The organism is Streptomyces sp. NPDC043427 (assembly GCF_056436655.1).
Map to the genome: position 1 here is coordinate 118122 of NZ_JBWKCC010000029.1, position 17618 is coordinate 135739.

The window sequence follows — 17618 nt, forward strand, 5'->3', positions numbered from 1 at the left end:
GGGCCTTCGGCTCCCGGCGCTCAGCGGCAGGCTCCCGGGCCTGCGGCTACCGGTGCCCAGCGGCCCGCTCCCGGTGCCCAGCGGCCTGTTGCCGGACCCGCGGCCCCCGCCGCCCAGTCCCGCCGACCCGCGCCGCCCGCCACCCCTCGCCGTCCACTCTCCAAGCCCCGGCCCCGCCCCCTGCCGCGCTCGCGCGCGACCGCACTCCTCATCCGCTACCTGAGTCTGAAGGCCCCGATCACGGACCTCCGGCTCGACCGGCAGCGGCGGCTTCCCGCGCCGCCCGATGACAAGGCGAACCTGGTGGGGTGGAACGCGGACGGGCCGACGCCGGGGGAGAAGGGAACCGCTGTGGCGGTCGGGCACTTGGACACGGACACCGGGCCCGCCGTCTTCGCGGGGCTCACCGAGTTGAAGCGGGGCGTCCTCGTGGAGGTGCGGCGGGCCGACGGGCGGACCGCCGTCTACACCGTCGACGCCATCAGGAAGTACGAGAAAGCGAACTTCCCCAACAAGGAGGTCTACGGCCCCCGAGGCCGCCCCGAACTGCGGCTCATCACCTGTGGCGGTGACTACAACCGCAGAAGCGGCTACTCCGGCAACCTCGTCGTCTTCGCCCACCTCAAGGAGATCCGCGAACCGGACAAACGCTCCCGTGCCCACTGAATCCGACCGCCCCCTTTCTCACCAGGTGGACCGGAGCGCCCTATCCCGCCCGGTCTCTTCCCTCGGCCGCACACTGTCCGTTAATTTCCGTGACCCACGAGTCCCGTACGTCCCGCACGGGACTTCCCAACCGCGGAGCACCAGCGCCGAGTGAGCCTCCGGGGGCACCTGCCATGACACGCGCCATCTCTCTGCACGACGTGAGCAAGTCCTACACGCGAGGCGTCCGTGTGGTGGACCGGCTGTCCGTGGACATCACCCCCGGGGAGTTCCTGGTCCTCCTCGGCCCCTCCGGCTGCGGAAAGTCCACCGTGCTCAGGATGATCGCCGGCCTCGAGGAGATCGACGAGGGCGAGCTGCTGCTCGACGGCGAGTACGCCAACCATCTGCCGCCGTCCGGCCGGGACATCGCGATGGTCTTCCAGAACTTCGCCCTCTATCCGAACATGACCAGCCGCGACAACATCGGCTTCCCCCTGCGCATCGAGACCCCCGGCGAGGACCCCGGCCCGCGCGTCGACACCACCGCCCGCATGCTGGGCATCGAGGACCTCCTCGACCGCTTCCCCGCCCAGCTCTCCGGCGGCGAACGCCAACGCGTCGCCATGGGCCGGGCCATCGCCCGCCACCCCTCCGCCTTCCTGATGGACGAGCCGCTGTCCAACCTCGACGCCAAGCTCCGCAGCCACCTGCGCGCCGAGATCTCCCGCCTCACCCGCGACCTGGGCGTCACCACGGTGTACGTCACCCACGACCAGGCCGAGGCCATGTCCCTCGGTGACCGGGTCGCCGTACTGCGCGGCGGCGTCCTCCAACAGGTCGACACCCCTCGCGCCGTCTACGCCCTGCCGCGCAACGTCTTCGTCGCCGCCTTCATCGGCACTCCGCGCATCAACCTGATCCGAGGTGTGGTCCGGGCCCCGCTCGACGGAGCGATGAGCATCAGCCTCGGCAAGCAGGCCCTGCGCCTGCCCGAACCCCTCTCCCTGGACCACCAGTTGCTCCGGGTCCAGCAGGGCCGCGAGGTCATCGTCGGCCTGCGCTCGGAGGCCGTGCGTATCGCCAAGCCCGCCGCCGCGCGGCCCGGCGAGGTGGTGATCACCGGCCTGGTGGAGCACCTGGAGTACCAGGGGCACGAGGTCATCGTGCACTTCGACACCGGCTCCCGGCCCGCCGTCATACCCGAGTTGGAGGCCGCGCGGCCCGGGACCCGGGCGGCCCGACGCGGGCGGCCGCGCCGCGAGGGCACGGTTCTCCACCGCTTGCGGGAGCGGGCGGGCGCGCTGCGGGCGGCCGCCCCGACAGCGGTCCTGGACGCACCCACCGACGGCGACCGCGGGCCCGCCGCCTCCGCCGCCTCCGCCGAGGCGCGCCTGCCCGGCGACCTCGTCGTCCGCACCAGCCCCGACATCCAGCTCCGCCAGGGCATGCAGGTCCCCCTCCTCGTCGACCTCGCCCACCTCTTCGTCTTCGACCAGCACGGCGACCGCATCTGCCCGGCCCCGACCCACCTGCCGGACCTGGGGGAGTGAGGCGTACCACGACGGGGTGAGCCTGGCCGGAAGCATCTGGCGCCGGAAAACTAACGTCGCTAGTTTGTTGTGCCGTACGACATGGTCCCGCCGGAAGGAACGCGATGAAGGCACACGACGGCATGTACATCGACGGCGTCTGGCGCCCGGCCGCCGGCCCTGACGTCATCGAGGTCGTGAACCCGGTCGACGAGCAGGTGATCGGCCGGGTCCCCGCAGGCACCGCCCTGGACGTCGACACCGCCGTACGGGCCGCCCGTACCGCCCTCCCGGCCTGGGCCGCGACCCCGCCCGCCGAGCGGGCCGCGCGACTGACCGCCCTGCGGGACGTCCTCGTGGCCCGCAAGGACGAGATCGCCGAGACCGTCGCCGCCGAACTCGGCTCCCCGCTGCCCTTCGCGCAGGCGGTGCACGCGGGCGTGCCGATCGCGGTCGCCGGGTCGTACGCAGAACTTGCGGCGACGTACGAGTTCGAGGAGAAGGTCGGCAACTCGACCGTCCTGCACGAGCCGATCGGCGTGGTCGGCGCGATCACGCCCTGGAACTACCCGCTCCACCAGATCGTCGCGAAGGTCGCCCCGGCGCTCGCCGCGGGCTGCACGATCGTGGTGAAGCCGGCCGAGGACACCCCGCTCGTCGCCCAGCTCTTCGCCGAGGCGGTGCACGAGGCGGGTCTCCCGGCGGGTGTGTTCAACCTGGTCACCGGCCTCGGCCCGGTCGCCGGACAGGCCCTCGCCGAACACCCCGACGTCGACCTGGTCTCCTTCACCGGCTCCACGGCCGTCGGCCGGCAGATCGGCGCGACGGCGGGCGCGGCCGTCAAGAAGGTGGCCCTGGAACTGGGCGGCAAGTCCGCCAACGTCATCCTGCCCAGCGCCGACCTCGCCAAGGCGGTCAACGTCGGCGTCGCCAACGTCATGTCCAACTCCGGCCAGACGTGCAGCGCCTGGACGCGCATGCTGGTGCACACCTCGCAGTACGAGGAGGCGGTCGAGCTCGCCGCCGCCGCTGCCGCCAAGTACGGTGACCGCATCGGCCCGGTCGTCAACGCCAAGCAGCGGGCCCGGGTGCTGAGTTACATCGACAAGGGCCTCGCGGAGGGCGCCCGCCTTGTCGCCGGCGGCACGGAGCCTCCGCGCGAGCAGGGTTACTTCATCAGCCCCACGGTCTTCGCGGACGTCACCCCCGACATGACCATCGCGCAGGAGGAGATCTTCGGCCCGGTCCTGTCGATCCTGCGCTACGAGGACGAGGAGGACGCCCTGCGGATCGCCAACGGCACGGTCTACGGGCTCGCCGGCGCCGTCTGGGCCGGGGACGAGGCCGAGGCGGTGGCCTTCGCCCGCCGTTTGGACACCGGCCAGGTGGACATCAACGGCGGCCGCTTCAACCCCCTCGCCCCCTTCGGCGGTTACAAGCAGTCGGGTGTCGGCCGGGAACTCGGCGCGCACGGTCTCGCCGAATACCTCCAGACCAAGTCCCTCCAGTTCTAGTCCCTCCAGTCCTCCCTCCGGTTCTTGTCCCTGCGGTTCTAGTCCCTCGCGATCCAGGAGCGTTGCCCGTCATGGCCGTCCGTGCCGCCGTACTCCCCGCCATCGGCTCCCCGCTGGAGATCACCGACATCGAGCTGCCCGACCCCGGCCCCGGCCAGGTCCGTGTCCGGCTCGCGGCCGCCGGGGTCTGCCACTCCGACCTGTCCCTGTCCGACGGCACCATGCGGGTACCGGTCCCCGCCGTCCTCGGCCACGAGGGCGCGGGCACGGTGGTCGCCGTCGGTGAAGGGGTCACCGGTCTCACGCCCGGCGACGGAGTCGTCCTGAACTGGGCTCCGTCCTGCGGCAGTTGTCACGCCTGCTCGCTCGGTGAGGTCTGGCTGTGCGCCAACGCGCTCAACGGCGCCGCCGACGTGTACGCCCGAACCGTCGACGGCACCGAACTCCACCCCGGCCTGAACGTCGCCGCGTTCGCCGAGGAGACGGTCGTGCCGGCGAGCTGCGTCCTGCCCCTCCCCGAGGGCATCCCGCTCACGGACGCGGCACTGCTCGGCTGCGCGGTCCTGACCGGTTACGGCGCCGTCCACCACTCGGCGCGGGTTCAGCCCGGGGAGACGGTGGCGGTGTACGGCGTCGGGGGAGTGGGCCTCGCAGCGCTCCAGGCGGCCCGTATCGCGGGTGCCGCGAAGATCGTCGCGGTCGATGTCTCCCCGGCGAAGGAGGACTTGGCGCGAGCCGCCGGAGCCACGGACTACGTGGTGGCCTCCGACACCACGGCCCGCGAGATCCGAGGTCTCACGGACAAGCAGGGCGTCGACGTGGCCGTCGAGTGCGTGGGCCGCGCGAGCACCATCCGCGCGGCCTGGGACTCCACCCGCCGTGGCGGCCGTACGACGGTCGTCGGCATCGGCGGCAAGGACCAGCAGGTCACCTTCAACGCCCTGGAGATCTTCCACTGGGGCAGGACCCTCTCGGGCTGTGTCTACGGCAACTCCAACCCGGCGCAGGACCTGCCGGTGCTCGCCGAGCACGTACGGGCGGGACGTCTGGACCTGGGCGCGCTGGTGACGGAACGCATCGCGCTGGAGGGGATTCCGGCGGCGTTCGCCAACATGCTGGCGGGCAAGGGCGGCAGGGCGCTCGTGACGTTCTGAGTCCGAGTTGTCCGGAGCGCCCCTCGGGTGCTCCGGGCAATCTTCGCGCACGACCGTTGACCCCATACCGTCCGGTCAGTATGTTCCCGGGAACGTCCCCACCGCACCCACCGGAGTGTGCACGCATGGACACCTTCCCCACCGCTCAACCCACCCCCGTGACCGCGCCGGCGACTCCCCATCGCCGCCGTGTGGCCACCGCCGCCGCCCTCGCCTCGGCCGTCGAGTGGTACGACTACTTCGTCTTCGGGATCGCCGCCGCCCTCGTCCTCGGCGACCTGTACTTCCCGGCGGGCAGCTCCACCGCCGGAGTCCTCGCCTCCTTCGCCACCTTCGCCGTCGGCTTCCTCGCCCGCCCGCTCGGCGGCATCGTCGCCGGACACCTCGGCGACAAGCGCGGCCGCAAGCCGATGCTCGTCCTCGCGCTCACGCTGATGGGCCTGGCGACGACCGGCATCGGTCTGCTCCCGACGTACGACACGATCGGCGTCGCCGCCCCGGTCCTGCTCGTCACCCTGCGCGTCGTCCAGGGGCTCGCGGTCGGCGCCCAGTGGGGCGGCGCGATGCTGCTCGCCACCGAGTACGCGCCGGAGGGCAAGCGCGGTGTCTACGGCAGCGTCGTCCAGCTCGGTGTCCCCATCGGGGTGGTGACCGCCAACAGCGTCTTCCTGCTGGCCGGCGCGTTCACCACCGACACCGCCTTCGCCGCCTGGGGCTGGCGGGTCCCCTTCCTGGTCGGCCTGTTCGTCCTCGCGCTCGCCTGGTACATCCACACCCGCGTCGAGGAGACACCTGCGTTCCGCGAGGCGGAGCGGGCGTTGGCCGAGAAGGAGAAGGCTGAACAAGGCTCGCCCCTGCGCACGGTCCTGCGCGACCACCTCGGCACGGTCCTCCTCGCCGGTGGCTCCTTCGCCGTGAACACCGCGACCTTCTACATCCTCATCACCGGCGTCCTCGACTACACCACCCGCGAGCTCGGCATGAACCGCGGCGCCGTCCTCACCGTCTCGCTCTGCGTCAGCCTCACCCAACTGGTGCTGATCCCGGCCTCCGCGGCGCTCTCCGACCGCGTCGGCCGCATCCGGGTCTACGCGTTCGGCGCGGCCGGCATCGCGCTGTGGGCCGTACCGCTGTTCCTTCTGATCGACACCGGCTCACTGCTGTGGCTGGCGGTCGGCACGTTCGTCGCCAGCTGCTTCCTCAGCATCATGTACGGGCCCCAGGCCGCCCTGTTCGCCGAGCTGTTCACGCCCGAGATGCGCTACACGGGCGCCTCCCTCGGCTACCAGATCGCCGCGGTGGGCGGCGGCGGACTCGCGCCGTTCGTCATGGTCCTGCTCCTGGAGACGACGGGCACGTCGATGTCGGTCTCCGCGTACATCGTCGGCCTCTCGGTGATCGCGCTCGTCTCCATCAAGGTCCTTGCGGCCAAGGCCCGTTCACGCTGACAGTTCCGGCCGCTCCGGCTGCGGCTCCACGGCCGCGGCCGCAGCCGCCGGCGCCCGCCGTGCCCGCACCCGGGACCGCGACACCGCCACTCCGGCCAGGCACAGCGCACCGCCCGCCAGCGTGAGCACCCCCGGCACCTCGCCCAGGGCCAGCCACGACATCAGCACGACCAGCGCGGGGACCGCGTACGTGGTCGCGCCCATGCGGCTGGCGGTCGTACGGGCCAGGGCGTACGCCCAGGTGGTGAAGGCGAGCGCGGTCGGGAAGACCCCCAGGTAGACCATGTTGAGCGTGGCCGGCACGGGCGCCTTCGCCGCTTCGCTCACCAACTGCCCGGTGAACGGCAGGCACACCACCGCCCCGACGAGACACCCGAACGTCGTCACCTGCAACGCGCTCGCCCTCCCCAGCGCCGGCTTCTGCGCGACGACCCCGCCCGCGTACGCGACCGCCGCCAGCAGGCACAGCGCCACCCCGAGCACCGAGGAACCGTCGTCGCCCGACATCGACAGCCCCACCGTCACCGCGCCGGCGAACGACACCGCCATCCCCGCCACCAGCCGCGGCGGCATCACGTCACCGAGGAGGCGTGCGCCGAGCAGGGCGATGAGGAGGGGGCCGATATTGACGACCAGGGCCGCCGTTCCCGCGTCCACCTCCTGCTCCCCCCAGTTCAGGGCGACCATGTAGAACCCGAACCACAGCACCCCCGATATCCCGATCCCCCGCCACGCCGAACGCGCGGGCCACCCCTCCCGCCGCACAGCACAGATGGCCCCCAGCGTCACCGCCCCGGCAAGCAGTCGCCCGAGCGCCAACGCACCCGGCGAGTACGCGGCCCCCGCACTTCGGATCGACACGAACGCGGAGGCCCACAACACAACACTGACCACAGCCGCACCAGCGGCGAGCAACTCCGTGCGACGTTCCGGGCGGGACAGGGAGGCAGACATCATGCTCCAGAGGCTAGGGAGAAACGGGGCCGATTTCGGACGGGGGGTTGCGGTGGCGCGGAGGTCGTAGGCGGAGCCGACCGGTGGGCCGCGCTAGGGGGCTTCTGACGGATCTCCGCGGCGTCGCGACGCCCGGCACGTACTCTCGCCGCACCAGCCGAAAGCCCAAGTAAGCCCAGTACGAGGGCTTCCGGCCGGCACACCGAGAGCACGCACCGGACGCCGCTCCTTCCTCCACGGAGATCCGTCAGAAGCCCCCTAGTTCAGCGCCGCGGTCCGGATGCCCAGCAGCTGGTGCAGGACCCGCTCGCCCGTCGGTGTCACCTTCACCGCCCGCTCGGAGCCGATGCGCACGCACCAGCCCGCCTCCAGAGCGTGCCGGCACAGGGCCGCGCCGGCGACGCCCGCGAGGTGGGGGCGGCGCTCGGTCCAGTCGAGGCAGGCGCGGGCCAGGGGGCGGCGGCTCGTGCGGTCGAGAGTGATGCCGACGGAGTCGAACCAGCCGACCCCCGCGTCCGTCAAGGCGAACCCCGTGTCCTGGAGGAGGAGTTCGCGCGTGGTCAGCGCGTCCGTGATCGCGATGCCCAGGCGGCCGGCGAGGTGGTCGTAGCAGGTGCGGCCGCGGGCCATCGCCGAACCGGCGCTCGACTCGCGCAGGCTGCGCGGCCGTTGGCCCACGCTGGGGCCGAGCTGGGCGGCCAGGTCCTCCACCAGCTGGGCGACCCGGGCGTCGGAGAGCCGTACGTAGCGGTGCCGCCCCTGCCGCTCCTCGGCCAGCAGCCCGCCCGCGACCATTTTGCCCAGGTGCTCGCTCAGCGTCGACGCGGCCACTCCCGCGTGCCGCGCCAGCTCACCCGCGGTCCACGCCCGCCCGTCGAGCAGCGCCAACAGGCATGCGGCCCGCGTCTCATCGGCGATCAGCCCGGCAAGCCGGGCCAGCCGCACCGCCTGGGGGTCCTTGCTGGTCATGCCCCCAGCATGCGGCACGAACACTTCGGCCCTGACCGAACGGTCCCGTACCGATCGCCCGAGCAGCGACTGGGCGCGCCCACCTCGGCAAACGCCGAACCGCCCCCCGCCCACGCCCAACCGCCTGAGCAGCCCCCGGCGCAAAGACATCGGCGACCGCATCTCCGCACCCACCCGACCACCGAGCGGCCCCCGCCGCGCCCCCTCGGCAACCGCCCCCTGAACCGGACCCGCCCGGGCGGCTTGCTGCCGCGCCCCCTCCGCAACCGCCGCCCCGCCCGGTACCGGACCCGCCCGAGCGGCCTGCCGACGTGTCGACCTCCGCGACCGGCACCCCGTCCTACCCCGCCCGCCCCACCTGCTCGTACTGGCGCACCAACCCGTCCAACAGCGCAGTCAGCCCCGTCTCGAAGGCCCGCTCGTCGATCTTCTCCTGTTGCTCGGCGAGAAGGTGCGCCTGGCCGAGGTGGGGATAGTCGGCGGGATCGTACGCGCTCTGGTCATCGACGAAGCCGCCCGCGAACGAGCCCAGCGCGGAGCCCATGATGAAGTACCGCATGAGCGCGCCGATGGAGGTCGCCTGGGCGGGTGGCCAGCCGGCGTGGACCATCGCCCCGTAGACCGCGTCGGCGAGCCGTAGCGCGGCCGGGCGGCGGCCGGGGCCGCGGGCGAGGACGGGGACGATGTTGGGGTGGTCGCGGAGGGCCGCGCGGTAGGAGACGGCCCAGTCGTGCAGCGCGGTCCGCCAGTCCCGGCCGCTGTCCTCGAACATCGACAGGTCGACCTGCGCGCTCACCGAGTCGGCGACCGCCTCCAGGATCTCGTCCTTCGTGCGGAAGTGGTTGTACAGCGAGGGCCCGCTCACCCCCAACTCCGCGGCGAGCCGGCGCGTGGAGACGGCGGCCAGTCCCTCCGTGTCCACGAGCGCGCGTGCCGTCTCGACGATCCGGTCGGTGCTGAGGAGGGGCTTGCGCGGTCGGGCCATGGCGCACATAGTAGGGCTGCGCCCGTGAAACTAGCAGTGCTAATTTAAATGTTCGGCCTTCGAGATCCGCTATCTGTGGGGTGACTCGGCATGAATCTGGAGCTCAGCGAGGAGCAGACCGCCGTACAGCGACTCGCCCGGGACTTCGTGGCACGCGAGATCGCCCCCCACGTCGTCGCCTGGGACCGGGCCGAGGAGGTCGACCGGGGGATCGTGAAGAAGCTCGGCGAGCTCGGCTTCCTCGGCCTGACGATCGACGAGGAGTACGGCGGCTCGGGCGGCGACCACCTCGCGTACTGCCTGGTGACAGAGGAACTCGGCCGCGGCGACTCCTCCGTGCGCGGCATCGTGTCCGTCTCGCTCGGCCTTGTCGCCAAGACCATCGCCGCCTGGGGCAGCGACGAACACAAGCGCCGCTGGCTGCCCGGCCTCACCTCCGGCGCGTACGTCGGCTGCTTCGGCCTCACCGAGCCCGGCACCGGCTCCGACGCCGGCAACCTCACCACACGCGCGGTCCGCGACGGTGGGGGAGACTACGTCATCAACGGCACGAAGATGTTCATCACCAACGGCACGTGGGCCGACGTCGTGCTGCTGTTCGCCCGTTCCACGGACGCGCCCGGCCACAGGGGCGTCTCCGCCTTCCTGGTCCCCACCGACACCCCCGGCCTGACGCGCCGCACCATCCACGGCAAGCTCGGCCTGCGCGGCCAGGCCACCGCCGAGCTGGTCCTGGAGGACGTGCGCGTCCCGGCCTCCGCGCTGCTGGGGGAGGAGGGCAAGGGCTTCTCCGTCGCCATGTCGGCCCTGGCGAAGGGGCGGATGTCGGTGGCGGCGGGCTGCGTCGGCATAGCGCAGGCGGCGCTGGACGCGGCCGTCCGGTACGCGACCGAACGTGAGCAGTTCGGCCGGGCCATCGCCCACCACCAGCTCGTCCAGGAGCTGATCAGCGACATCGCCGTGGACGTCGACGCGGCCCGCCTGCTGACCTGGCGCGTCGCCGACCTGATCGACCGCGGCCTGCCCTTCACCACCGAGTCCTCCAAGGCCAAGCTCTTCGCCTCGGAGGCCGCCGTACGCGCCGCCAACAACGCCCTCCAGGTCTTCGGCGGCTACGGCTACATCGACGAGTACCCCGCGGGCAAGCTGCTGCGCGACGCCCGCGTGATGACCCTCTACGAGGGCACCAGCCAGATCCAGAAGCTGGTGATCGGTCGGGCGCTGACGGGCGTCTCGGCCTTCTGAGTACGTCGCAGTCCCTGGCCTGAGTATCTCGGCGGATGTGGTCTCGGCCACGTCCGCCGAAGCTGTCCCCATGAATGACACACCGGTCAAGCAGCAGAACACGGCCGCCTTCTACGGCCAGGCCGTCGCCTCCTTCGCCGTCGCCATGGCGGCGACCGCCGTCGGGATCTACCAGCTCAAGGCCGATGCCTGGGTGCGGGCCTTCCTCGCCATCGCCGTCCTGTACCTGGTGACGTCCGCCTTCACGCTGGCCAAGGTGATCCGCGACCGGCAGGACCCCGCTGAGCGGGGACGCTAAGCGACCGCTCACCTTCGGCGGTATGGTGGAGCTCCTGTCACCGAGAGGGGCGAACGAGTGAGTACGGCGGAGGAGACGGCCGGCGGCGAAGCGCAGCCGTGGGGCGAGGTGACGCCCGATGCGGCTCGGCGGCTGCTCATTGCCGCGGTGGAGGCCTTCGCCGAGCGCGGCTACCACGCCACGACGACCCGTGACATCGCGGGCCGCGCGGGCATGAGCCCGGCCGCGCTCTACATCCACTACAAGACCAAAGAAGAGCTGCTCCACCGCATCAGCAGGATCGGCCACGAGAAGGCGCTGGAGATCCTGCAGACGGCGTCCCGGCGTGAGGGCACCCCCACCGAGCGGCTCGCCGACGCGGTGAGCTCCTTCGTGCGGTGGCACGCCGGCGGGCGCACCACCGCACGGGTCGTGCAGTACGAGCTGGAGTCGCTCGGCCCGGACGCCCGCGCGGAGATCCTCGCGCTGCGCCGCCAGGTCAACGCGGAGGTGCGCGGGATCATCGAGGAGGGCGTGCAGACGGGTGAGTTCGACGTCCTGGACGTCCACGGCACCACGCTCGCCGTGCTCTCCCTGTGCATCGACGTGGCCCGCTGGTTCAACGTCAACGGCCCGCGCACGCCCGATGAGGTCGGCGATCTGTACGCCGACCTCGTGCTGCGGATGGTGGGCGCGAAGTAGTCGCCGCGCTGGTCAGAGGTAGTACCGGGACACGGACTCCGCGACGCACACGGGCTTGTCGCCGCCCTCGCGCTCGACCGTGAACGCGACGCTCACCTGGATGCCGCCGGGTACGTCCTCCACGCCGGTGATCGTGGCGGTGGCGCGCAGCCGGGAGCCGACAGGCACCGGGGCGGGGAAACGCACCTTGTTGGTCCCGTAGTTGACGCCCATCTTCACGCCCTCGACGGAGATCAGCTGGGGCCCGAAGAGCGGCAGCAGCGACAGCGTCAGATACCCGTGCGCGATGGTGGTGCCGAACGGCCCGGCCGCCGCCTTCTCCGGATCCACGTGGATCCACTGGTGGTCGCCGGTGGCCTCGGCGAACAGGTCGACGCGCTTCTGGTCGACCTCCAGCCAGTCGGTGTACCCCAGCTGCTCGCCCACCGCCGCCTTCAGGTCGTCGGCGGACGTGAAGATCCTCGGCTCTGCCATGTCTGGGCCTCTCGCGTGACGAACTCGGTTCTCCATGCATGCTAAGCGACTGCTTAGCATGGTCGGATCGGGAGCCCCTGTCAACGGACGGGAGGGGACGGCGTGGGCGGGGGCCGCTAGGTAGGGTTCGAGGAGTGCCCCAGATTTCAGAGAAGATCCATGAGCTCACCGTCGGCCAGCTCTCCGCGCGCAGCGGCGCCGCCGTCTCGGCCCTGCACTTCTACGAGTCCAAGGGCTTGATCAGCAGCCGCCGCACCTCGGGCAACCAGCGCCGCTACACGCGTGACACCCTGCGCCGGGTCGCCTTCGTCCGCGCCGCCCAGCGCGTCGGCATCCCGCTGGCCACGATCCGCGAGGCCCTCGCCGAACTCCCCGAGGAGCGCACCCCCACCCGCGAGGACTGGAGCCGCCTCTCCGAGGTCTGGCGCGTCGAACTCGACGAACGCATCAAACAACTCAACCGCCTCCGCGACCACCTCACCGACTGCATCGGCTGCGGCTGTCTCTCCCTCAACACCTGCGTCCTGTCCAACCCCGACGACGTGTTCGGTGAACGCCAGTCGGGCTCCCGCTTGTTGGTGGAGAAGGGCGGCCGCGGGACGAGCGAGCCGCGCACACGGCCCGCGTAACCCTCCCGGCCGCCCCGGCCTCACTCGTACTCCGTCCCGCCCTTCCGCGTCAGATAGGCCGGACTCACCGCCTTCGCGATCGCCCGCCCCCCGGTCACCGCGCTGTACCGCTCACCGCGAGGACGGATGACCACGCCCTCCCGCAGATGCAGCTCACGCCCGGACACCGTCTCGCGGCCGGCGGCGATCTCCAGGACGCGGTCGATGTCGTAGGGACCTTCGAACAGCCGCGGCACCAACGGCAGCTCTCCGTCCAGGAGTTCCGCCGCGTTCAGCCACCGCACCTGCCCGTCGATCTCCGCGGACACGTCGAACACGGCGTACCCGAGCGTGTCGCGTCGCCCGTCCGCGCCGTACGTCAGGTCCTGCACCCCAGCCCCGTACACCTCCCCGAAGATCCCCACCCGTCGCGCCCCCAGCCGCTCGGCGAGCCGCGCCGCGGCCTCGGCGACGCCGTGGCCCCGTACCGCCCGCCAGTACAGATTGCGCGGGTCCTCCTTCAGCGCCAGCGACTTCGCCCCGAAGCCCTTGGACGAGACGTACACCCGACCCGAGTCGGCGACATACGTCAGCAGGCACGCCGACCCGTGCAGCTTCTCCGTCAGGACCACAGCCTCGCCCGCGGTGAAGATGTCCGGAAACCGCTGGATGTTCTCGATGTCGACCCACGGCAGCAGCTCCGGCGCGGACTCGACATCACCGTTCATCATGGGCGGTACGGGTGGCACCCACTTGGTGATGCCGAGCAGCGCGGCGAAGTCCGTCCCCTCCTGTGCCGCCCGGCCCAGGTCGAACTCCGCGAGCGCCTTCGGCCGGCACACGATGCCCTGCGACAGCTCCCCGCGCAGCCGCACCGCCTTGACGCGGTCCGCGTTGCCGCCCGCCAGCCGCCCGGTCAGCCCCAGCTCCTCGATCAGCTCGGGCGGCAGCACCGACTGCTCGGGGATGTACACGGCGGCCTCACCGGTGCGGTACGCGCCCTTGGCGACAACGGCCCGATACAGGCCCACCTGGGCCAGTTCGAGCGCGTCGGCGTTCGGGTGCTCGTGGACGGTCAGCACTTCGGCGGTCACGCGCAGCGTCGACATGGGGAGTCCTCCAGGTGCCTCACATGGGTTTCATCACCCAGAACTCTCCGCACGCAAAAGTCATGGATCGAACGAATTAGCGCCTGGTAGCCTCACGCTCTTCGGCCTACGCGGCCCCACGCCGTCACATCAGGGGGTGCGGCATCCCCGGCGCACCCCCCTCGATCTAGGCCGACACGAGCACGCGCCCCCGCCTGGCGTACGCCAGGGACTCCGGTGTCAGGACCGGGCGTGGTACCAGGATCCCGCACTCCGTGCAGACGGGACCCGACGACGGTTCGTGGTCCAGGTCGTACCTCCAGACCAGACGCGCTCCGTCGCACACCGGGCAACTCGCGCCCGGTTCGCGCTCCAGCGCGGCGATGAGCCGACGCAGTACCTCGGCCAGCGGGTGACGGGGGTGTACCCGCGGGTCGTCGCACCACGCGACTCCGAAGCCGCCCCAGGTCAGCCGGTGCCAGTCGTCCACGCTGCCCGGCCGGCGCAACCCGTCGTGCTTCTCCTTCTTGCGGCGCTCGGCGAACTCGACCTCATAGGCGAGCCAGACCGCCCGCGCCTCCTCCAGTTCGTCCAGTGCGGCCACGAGCCGCGCTGGATCGGGGGAGCGGTCCTCCGGCCCGAACCCCGCCCGGGAGCACAAGTGGTCCCAGGTCGCCCGGTGCCCGTAAGGAGCGAACCGCTCCAGGCACTTGCGCAGTGAGTAGCGCCGCAGTGCCAGATCGCACCGCGGGTCGCGCACCTGTCTCGCCAGACTCCGGAAACCGGCCATCGCCCTGCACCTCCGTCACACCTGCACCTGTACTTCGGTCACTTCGGCGTCTCCGTACGGACGTCGCCGAATAGACGTGTCGACACGCGATTCGGCTCCATCCGATTTCGGATGGCCCCCCATAAGCCGTCCGGGCTTGCGCGCGCCTCGCCCTCTGTTGCCCGCGTGCCCGATGTGGCGTCCATGTCGACTCCTGACGACCCGCGTCGACTTTGCAAAAAGTGACGCTTGCTCATCTTCAATCTCGGGGATACCGGCGGTAACCTCCGGCTCACCCCCATCGCAAGGAGCTGCCATGCCGCGGCGAACCCCACGCAACGCTCTCGACAGACTGAGAACTCCCAGTCGATTCCCCGGGTTCCTGAAGAACGCCTCCGTATGCGTCCTGATAGCCGGGCTTTTGTCTCCGCTCACTCAGGCAGCGGTGGCGGCCGAGCCCACGGCCGCCGCCAACGACCACTGCGGCGGCCAGTGTTCCGACATCCTCCCGCCCGGTCAGAACGGCAATGCCACGCTTGCCCAGGTCCTGCTCAACCAAGCCTTCGGCACCCAGCCCGAGCACGCCGAGGACCAGCTCGGCCCCTACTCCAACCTGGCCAAGGGCTACACCACACTGACCAACGCCACGATCAACACCTTCTTCAACGACGCGTCGTTCGGAGTGCCCGCCGACCAGGTCGCCTCCACCCTCAAGCCGGCGAACCGCAGCGACGTGACGATCGTTCGTGACAAGAAGACGGGCGTGCCGCACATCACCGGTACCACTCGATACGGCACCGAGTTCGGCGCCGGCTATGCGGCGGCCCAGGACCGCCTGTGGCTGATGGACGTCTTCCGTCACGTCGGACGCGGCCAGCTGACGTCCTTCGCGGGCGGCGCAGCCTCCAACCAGGGCCTGGAACAGCAGTTCTGGCGCAACGCCCCGTACACCGAGGCCGATCTCCAGGCCCAGATCGACAACGCCATCGCCACCAACGGCGCGCGCGGCCAGCAGGCCCTCGCCGACGCCAAGGCCTACCTCGACGGCATCAACGCGTACATCGACGCCTCCGACAGCGGGCGCTACTTCCCCGGCGAGTATGTCCTGACCGGGCACAAGGACTCCATCACCAACGCCGGCACCATCGACCACTTCAAGATCACCGACCTGGTCGCGCTCGGCTCCGTGATCGGCGCGCTCTTCGGCTCCGGAGGCGGCGGCGAGGTCAACAACGCGATCTCACTGCTGGCCGCCCAGGAGAAGTACGGCGTCACCGAGGGCACCAAGGTCTGGGAGTCCTTCCGCGAGCGCAACGACCCGGAGGCCGTCCTCACGGTCCACAACGGCGAGAGCTTCCCCTACGCCACCAAGCCCGACGACCCGCAGGGCCAGGCCCTGCCCGACCCCGGCTCGGTCGTCGAGGAGCCGCTGGTCCACGACCGTACGGGCAGCGCGGCCACCAGCACCGCCACCACCGCCTCCACCTCGGCGGCCAAGACCGCCCTCACCTCGGCCAAGCGTGGCATGTCCAACGCCCTAGTGGTCAGCGGCAAGCACACCGCAAGTGGCCACCCGGTCGCTGTCTTCGGCCCGCAGACCGGCTACTTCGCCCCCCAGCTGCTCCTGCTCCAGGAGATCCAGGGCCCGGGCATCAGCGCCCGCGGCGCCTCCTTCGCCGGCCTGAGCATGTACGTCGAACTCGGCCGCGGCCAGGACTACGCGTGGAGCGCCACGACCTCCGGCCAGGACATCATCGACACCTTCGCCGTCGAACTGTGCCAGGACGACTACCACTACCTGTACCACGGCACCTGCACGGCCATGGACAAGGTCGAACAGAAGAACGCCTGGACCCCGACCACGGCCGACGGAACGGCCGCCGGCTCGTACACCATGCGCGTGTGGCGGACGAAGTACGGGCCCGTCGAGTACCGGGCCACCGTCGGCGGCAAGAAGGTCGCCTACACCACCCTGCGCTCCTCCTACCTGCACGAGGCCGACTCCATCATCGGCTTCCAGATGCTCAACGACCCCGACTACGTCAAGAGCCCGCAGACCTTCCAGAGCGCGGTGCAGCACATCAACTACACGTTCAACTGGTTCTACGCGGACTCCCAGCACACCGCGTACTACAACAGCGGCAACAACCCGGTCCGCGCGAACGGCGTCGACGCGGAGTTCCCGGTGTGGGCGCAGTCCGCGTACGAGTGGCGGGGCTGGAACCCGACGACCAACACCGCCGACTACACGCCCGCGTCGGCCCACCCCAACTCCATCGACCAGGACTACTACATCTCCTGGAACAACAAGCAGGCCAAGGACTACACGACCGCGCCCTGGGGCGACGGCTCGGTGCACCGCGGGAACCTGCTCGAGGACCGGGTGAAGAAGCTGGCCGCGGCCGGTGGGGTGACCCGCGCGTCCCTGACGAAGGCGATGGCGGACGCGGCCACCGCCGACCTGCGGGCCGAGGACGTGCTCCCCGACCTGCTGAAGGTCGTGGGCAGCTCCACGGTCACCGACTCCACCGCCGCGGCCGCCGTCAGCAAGCTCCAGACGTGGCTGTCAGCGGGCGGCAAGCGCACGGAGACCACGGCCGGTTCGAAGAAGTACGCCGACGCCGACGCGATCCGTATCCTGGACGCCTGGTGGCCGCTGCTGGTCAAGGCCGAGTTCGAACCGGGCCTCGGCACCGACCTGTACACCGCGTTCACCAACAACCTGCCCATCGACGAGGCCCCGTCCGCCGGCCACGGCCCGACCGGCTCGCACGCCGGAAGCTCCTTCCAGTACGGCTGGTGGAGCTACGTCGACAAGGACATCCGGTCGGTGCTCGGCGAGTCGGTGCAGGGACCGCTGGGCCGCAAGTACTGCGGCGGCGGCACCCTCAGCGCCTGCCGGGACATCCTGATCAGCACCCTGAAGGAGGCGGCCGGCAAGACCGCGGCCCAGGTCTACCCCGGTGACGACCAGTGCTCGGCGGGCGACCAGTGGTGCGCCGACACCATCGTCCACCGCACCCTGGGCGGCATCAAGCACGGCAAGATCAGCTGGCAGAACCGGCCGACCTTCCAGCAGGTCGTCGAGTTCACCTCCCACCGGTAAACACCGGTACGGGGGGGGGGGGGGGGGGGGGGGGGGGGGGGGGGGGGGGGGGAGGGAGGGGGGGGGGGGGGGGGGGGGGGGGGGGGGGGGGGGGGGGGGGGGGGGGGGGGGGGGGGGGGGGGGGGGGGGGGGGGGGGGGGGGGGGGGG

Annotated in this window: 16 protein-coding genes; 10 read left to right on the forward strand and 6 right to left on the reverse strand. The window is 71.2% G+C overall.

From position 1 onward, the window contains the following. The 5 genes from AC067M_RS34845 to AC067M_RS34865 all read left to right on the forward strand — a co-directional run. On the forward strand, positions 1–666 hold a 666-nt coding region (locus AC067M_RS34845; protein ID WP_478701031.1), incomplete at its 5' end, for a class F sortase. A 173-nt stretch (positions 667–839) separates the two neighbouring features. After that, positions 840–2198: an ABC transporter ATP-binding protein gene (locus AC067M_RS34850; protein ID WP_478701032.1), complete on the forward strand. Its 1359-nt coding sequence runs from the start codon at positions 840–842 to the stop codon at positions 2196–2198. 104 nt (positions 2199–2302) lie between these two features. After that, positions 2303–3691 carry an aldehyde dehydrogenase family protein gene (locus AC067M_RS34855; protein WP_478701033.1) on the forward strand — a complete coding sequence of 463 codons (1389 nt, stop codon included), beginning with the start codon at positions 2303–2305 and terminating at the stop codon, positions 3689–3691. A gap of 71 nt (positions 3692–3762) precedes the next feature. Further along, a complete protein-coding gene (locus tag AC067M_RS34860) occupies positions 3763–4845 on the forward strand; it encodes a Zn-dependent alcohol dehydrogenase (RefSeq protein ID WP_478701034.1) in 1083 nt (360 codons plus the stop codon). 125 nt (positions 4846–4970) lie between these two features. Then, complete coding sequence (locus tag AC067M_RS34865; protein WP_478701035.1) at positions 4971–6293, forward strand: MFS transporter; 1323 nt, start codon at positions 4971–4973, stop codon at positions 6291–6293. On the opposite strand, the gene AC067M_RS34870 is transcribed toward AC067M_RS34865, so the two are convergent. From AC067M_RS34870 to AC067M_RS34880, 3 genes are all read right to left on the reverse strand, one after another. Then, entirely contained in the window at positions 6285–7250 is a 966-nt protein-coding gene (locus AC067M_RS34870; protein ID WP_478701036.1) for a DMT family transporter, read from the reverse strand. The genes AC067M_RS34865 and AC067M_RS34870 overlap by 9 nt on opposite strands. 255 nt (positions 7251–7505) lie before the next feature. Further along, positions 7506–8216, reverse strand: a complete 711-nt coding sequence (locus tag AC067M_RS34875) for an ArsR/SmtB family transcription factor (RefSeq protein WP_478701037.1) — start codon at positions 8214–8216, stop codon at positions 7506–7508. Positions 8217–8556: 340 nt separating this feature from the next. After that, positions 8557–9201, reverse strand: coding sequence for a TetR/AcrR family transcriptional regulator (locus tag AC067M_RS34880; protein WP_478701038.1), 645 nt, complete (start codon positions 9199–9201; stop codon positions 8557–8559). 90 nt (positions 9202–9291) lie between these two features. On the opposite strand from AC067M_RS34880, the gene AC067M_RS34885 reads away from it, so the two are divergent. The 3 genes from AC067M_RS34885 to AC067M_RS34895 all read left to right on the forward strand — a co-directional run bounded on the left by AC067M_RS34885 (position 9292) and on the right by AC067M_RS34895 (position 11425). Continuing rightward, positions 9292–10446: an acyl-CoA dehydrogenase family protein gene (locus tag AC067M_RS34885; protein WP_478701039.1), complete on the forward strand. Its 1155-nt coding sequence runs from the start codon at positions 9292–9294 to the stop codon at positions 10444–10446. A gap of 70 nt (positions 10447–10516) precedes the next feature. Further along, a complete protein-coding gene (locus AC067M_RS34890) occupies positions 10517–10744 on the forward strand; it encodes a YiaA/YiaB family inner membrane protein (RefSeq protein ID WP_478701040.1) in 228 nt (75 codons plus the stop codon). 57 nt (positions 10745–10801) lie between these two features. Beyond that, positions 10802–11425, forward strand: coding sequence for a TetR/AcrR family transcriptional regulator (locus tag AC067M_RS34895; protein ID WP_478701041.1), 624 nt, complete (start codon positions 10802–10804; stop codon positions 11423–11425). A 12-nt stretch (positions 11426–11437) separates the two neighbouring features. Here AC067M_RS34895 and AC067M_RS34900 read toward each other — a convergent pair whose 3' ends face one another. Beyond that, complete coding sequence (locus AC067M_RS34900; protein WP_478701042.1) at positions 11438–11899, reverse strand: MaoC family dehydratase; 462 nt, start codon at positions 11897–11899, stop codon at positions 11438–11440. 134 nt (positions 11900–12033) lie between these two features. On the opposite strand from AC067M_RS34900, the gene soxR reads away from it, so the two are divergent. Then, entirely contained in the window at positions 12034–12528 is a 495-nt protein-coding gene (gene soxR, locus AC067M_RS34905) for a redox-sensitive transcriptional activator SoxR (RefSeq protein ID WP_478701043.1), read from the forward strand. Between the two features lie 20 nt (positions 12529–12548). Here soxR and AC067M_RS34910 read toward each other — a convergent pair whose 3' ends face one another. Further along, positions 12549–13616, reverse strand: coding sequence for an RNA ligase (ATP) (locus AC067M_RS34910; RefSeq protein WP_478701044.1), 1068 nt, complete (start codon positions 13614–13616; stop codon positions 12549–12551). 166 nt (positions 13617–13782) lie between these two features. Beyond that, the gene (locus AC067M_RS34915; RefSeq protein ID WP_478701045.1) at positions 13783–14385 is read right to left on the reverse strand and encodes a hypothetical protein; all 603 of its coding nucleotides are present in this window, start codon (positions 14383–14385) and stop codon (positions 13783–13785) included. Between the two features lie 295 nt (positions 14386–14680). Between AC067M_RS34915 and AC067M_RS34920 the strand changes: the two genes are divergently transcribed. Then, positions 14681–17470, forward strand: a complete 2790-nt coding sequence (locus AC067M_RS34920; RefSeq protein ID WP_478701046.1) for a penicillin acylase family protein — start codon at positions 14681–14683, stop codon at positions 17468–17470. The last annotated feature ends 148 nt before the right edge of the window (positions 17471–17618 follow it).

Bases quoted from the DNA above. Each gene is read 5' to 3' on its own strand.
- AC067M_RS34850 (WP_478701032.1), top strand. From the start codon at position 840: ATGACACGCGCCATCTCTCTGCACGACGTGAGCAAGTCCTACACGCGA.
- AC067M_RS34855 (WP_478701033.1), top strand. From the start codon at position 2,303: ATGAAGGCACACGACGGCATGTACATCGACGGCGTCTGGCGCCCGGCC.
- AC067M_RS34860 (WP_478701034.1), top strand. From the start codon at position 3,763: ATGGCCGTCCGTGCCGCCGTACTCCCCGCCATCGGCTCCCCGCTGGAG.
- AC067M_RS34865 (WP_478701035.1), top strand. From the start codon at position 4,971: ATGGACACCTTCCCCACCGCTCAACCCACCCCCGTGACCGCGCCGGCG.
- AC067M_RS34870 (WP_478701036.1), bottom strand. From the start codon at position 7,250: ATGATGTCTGCCTCCCTGTCCCGCCCGGAACGTCGCACGGAGTTGCTC.
- AC067M_RS34875 (WP_478701037.1), bottom strand. From the start codon at position 8,216: ATGACCAGCAAGGACCCCCAGGCGGTGCGGCTGGCCCGGCTTGCCGGG.
- AC067M_RS34880 (WP_478701038.1), bottom strand. From the start codon at position 9,201: ATGGCCCGACCGCGCAAGCCCCTCCTCAGCACCGACCGGATCGTCGAG.
- AC067M_RS34885 (WP_478701039.1), top strand. From the start codon at position 9,292: ATGAATCTGGAGCTCAGCGAGGAGCAGACCGCCGTACAGCGACTCGCC.
- AC067M_RS34890 (WP_478701040.1), top strand. From the start codon at position 10,517: ATGAATGACACACCGGTCAAGCAGCAGAACACGGCCGCCTTCTACGGC.
- AC067M_RS34900 (WP_478701042.1), bottom strand. From the start codon at position 11,899: ATGGCAGAGCCGAGGATCTTCACGTCCGCCGACGACCTGAAGGCGGCG.
- AC067M_RS34910 (WP_478701044.1), bottom strand. From the start codon at position 13,616: ATGTCGACGCTGCGCGTGACCGCCGAAGTGCTGACCGTCCACGAGCAC.
- AC067M_RS34915 (WP_478701045.1), bottom strand. From the start codon at position 14,385: ATGGCCGGTTTCCGGAGTCTGGCGAGACAGGTGCGCGACCCGCGGTGC.
- AC067M_RS34920 (WP_478701046.1), top strand. From the start codon at position 14,681: ATGCCGCGGCGAACCCCACGCAACGCTCTCGACAGACTGAGAACTCCC.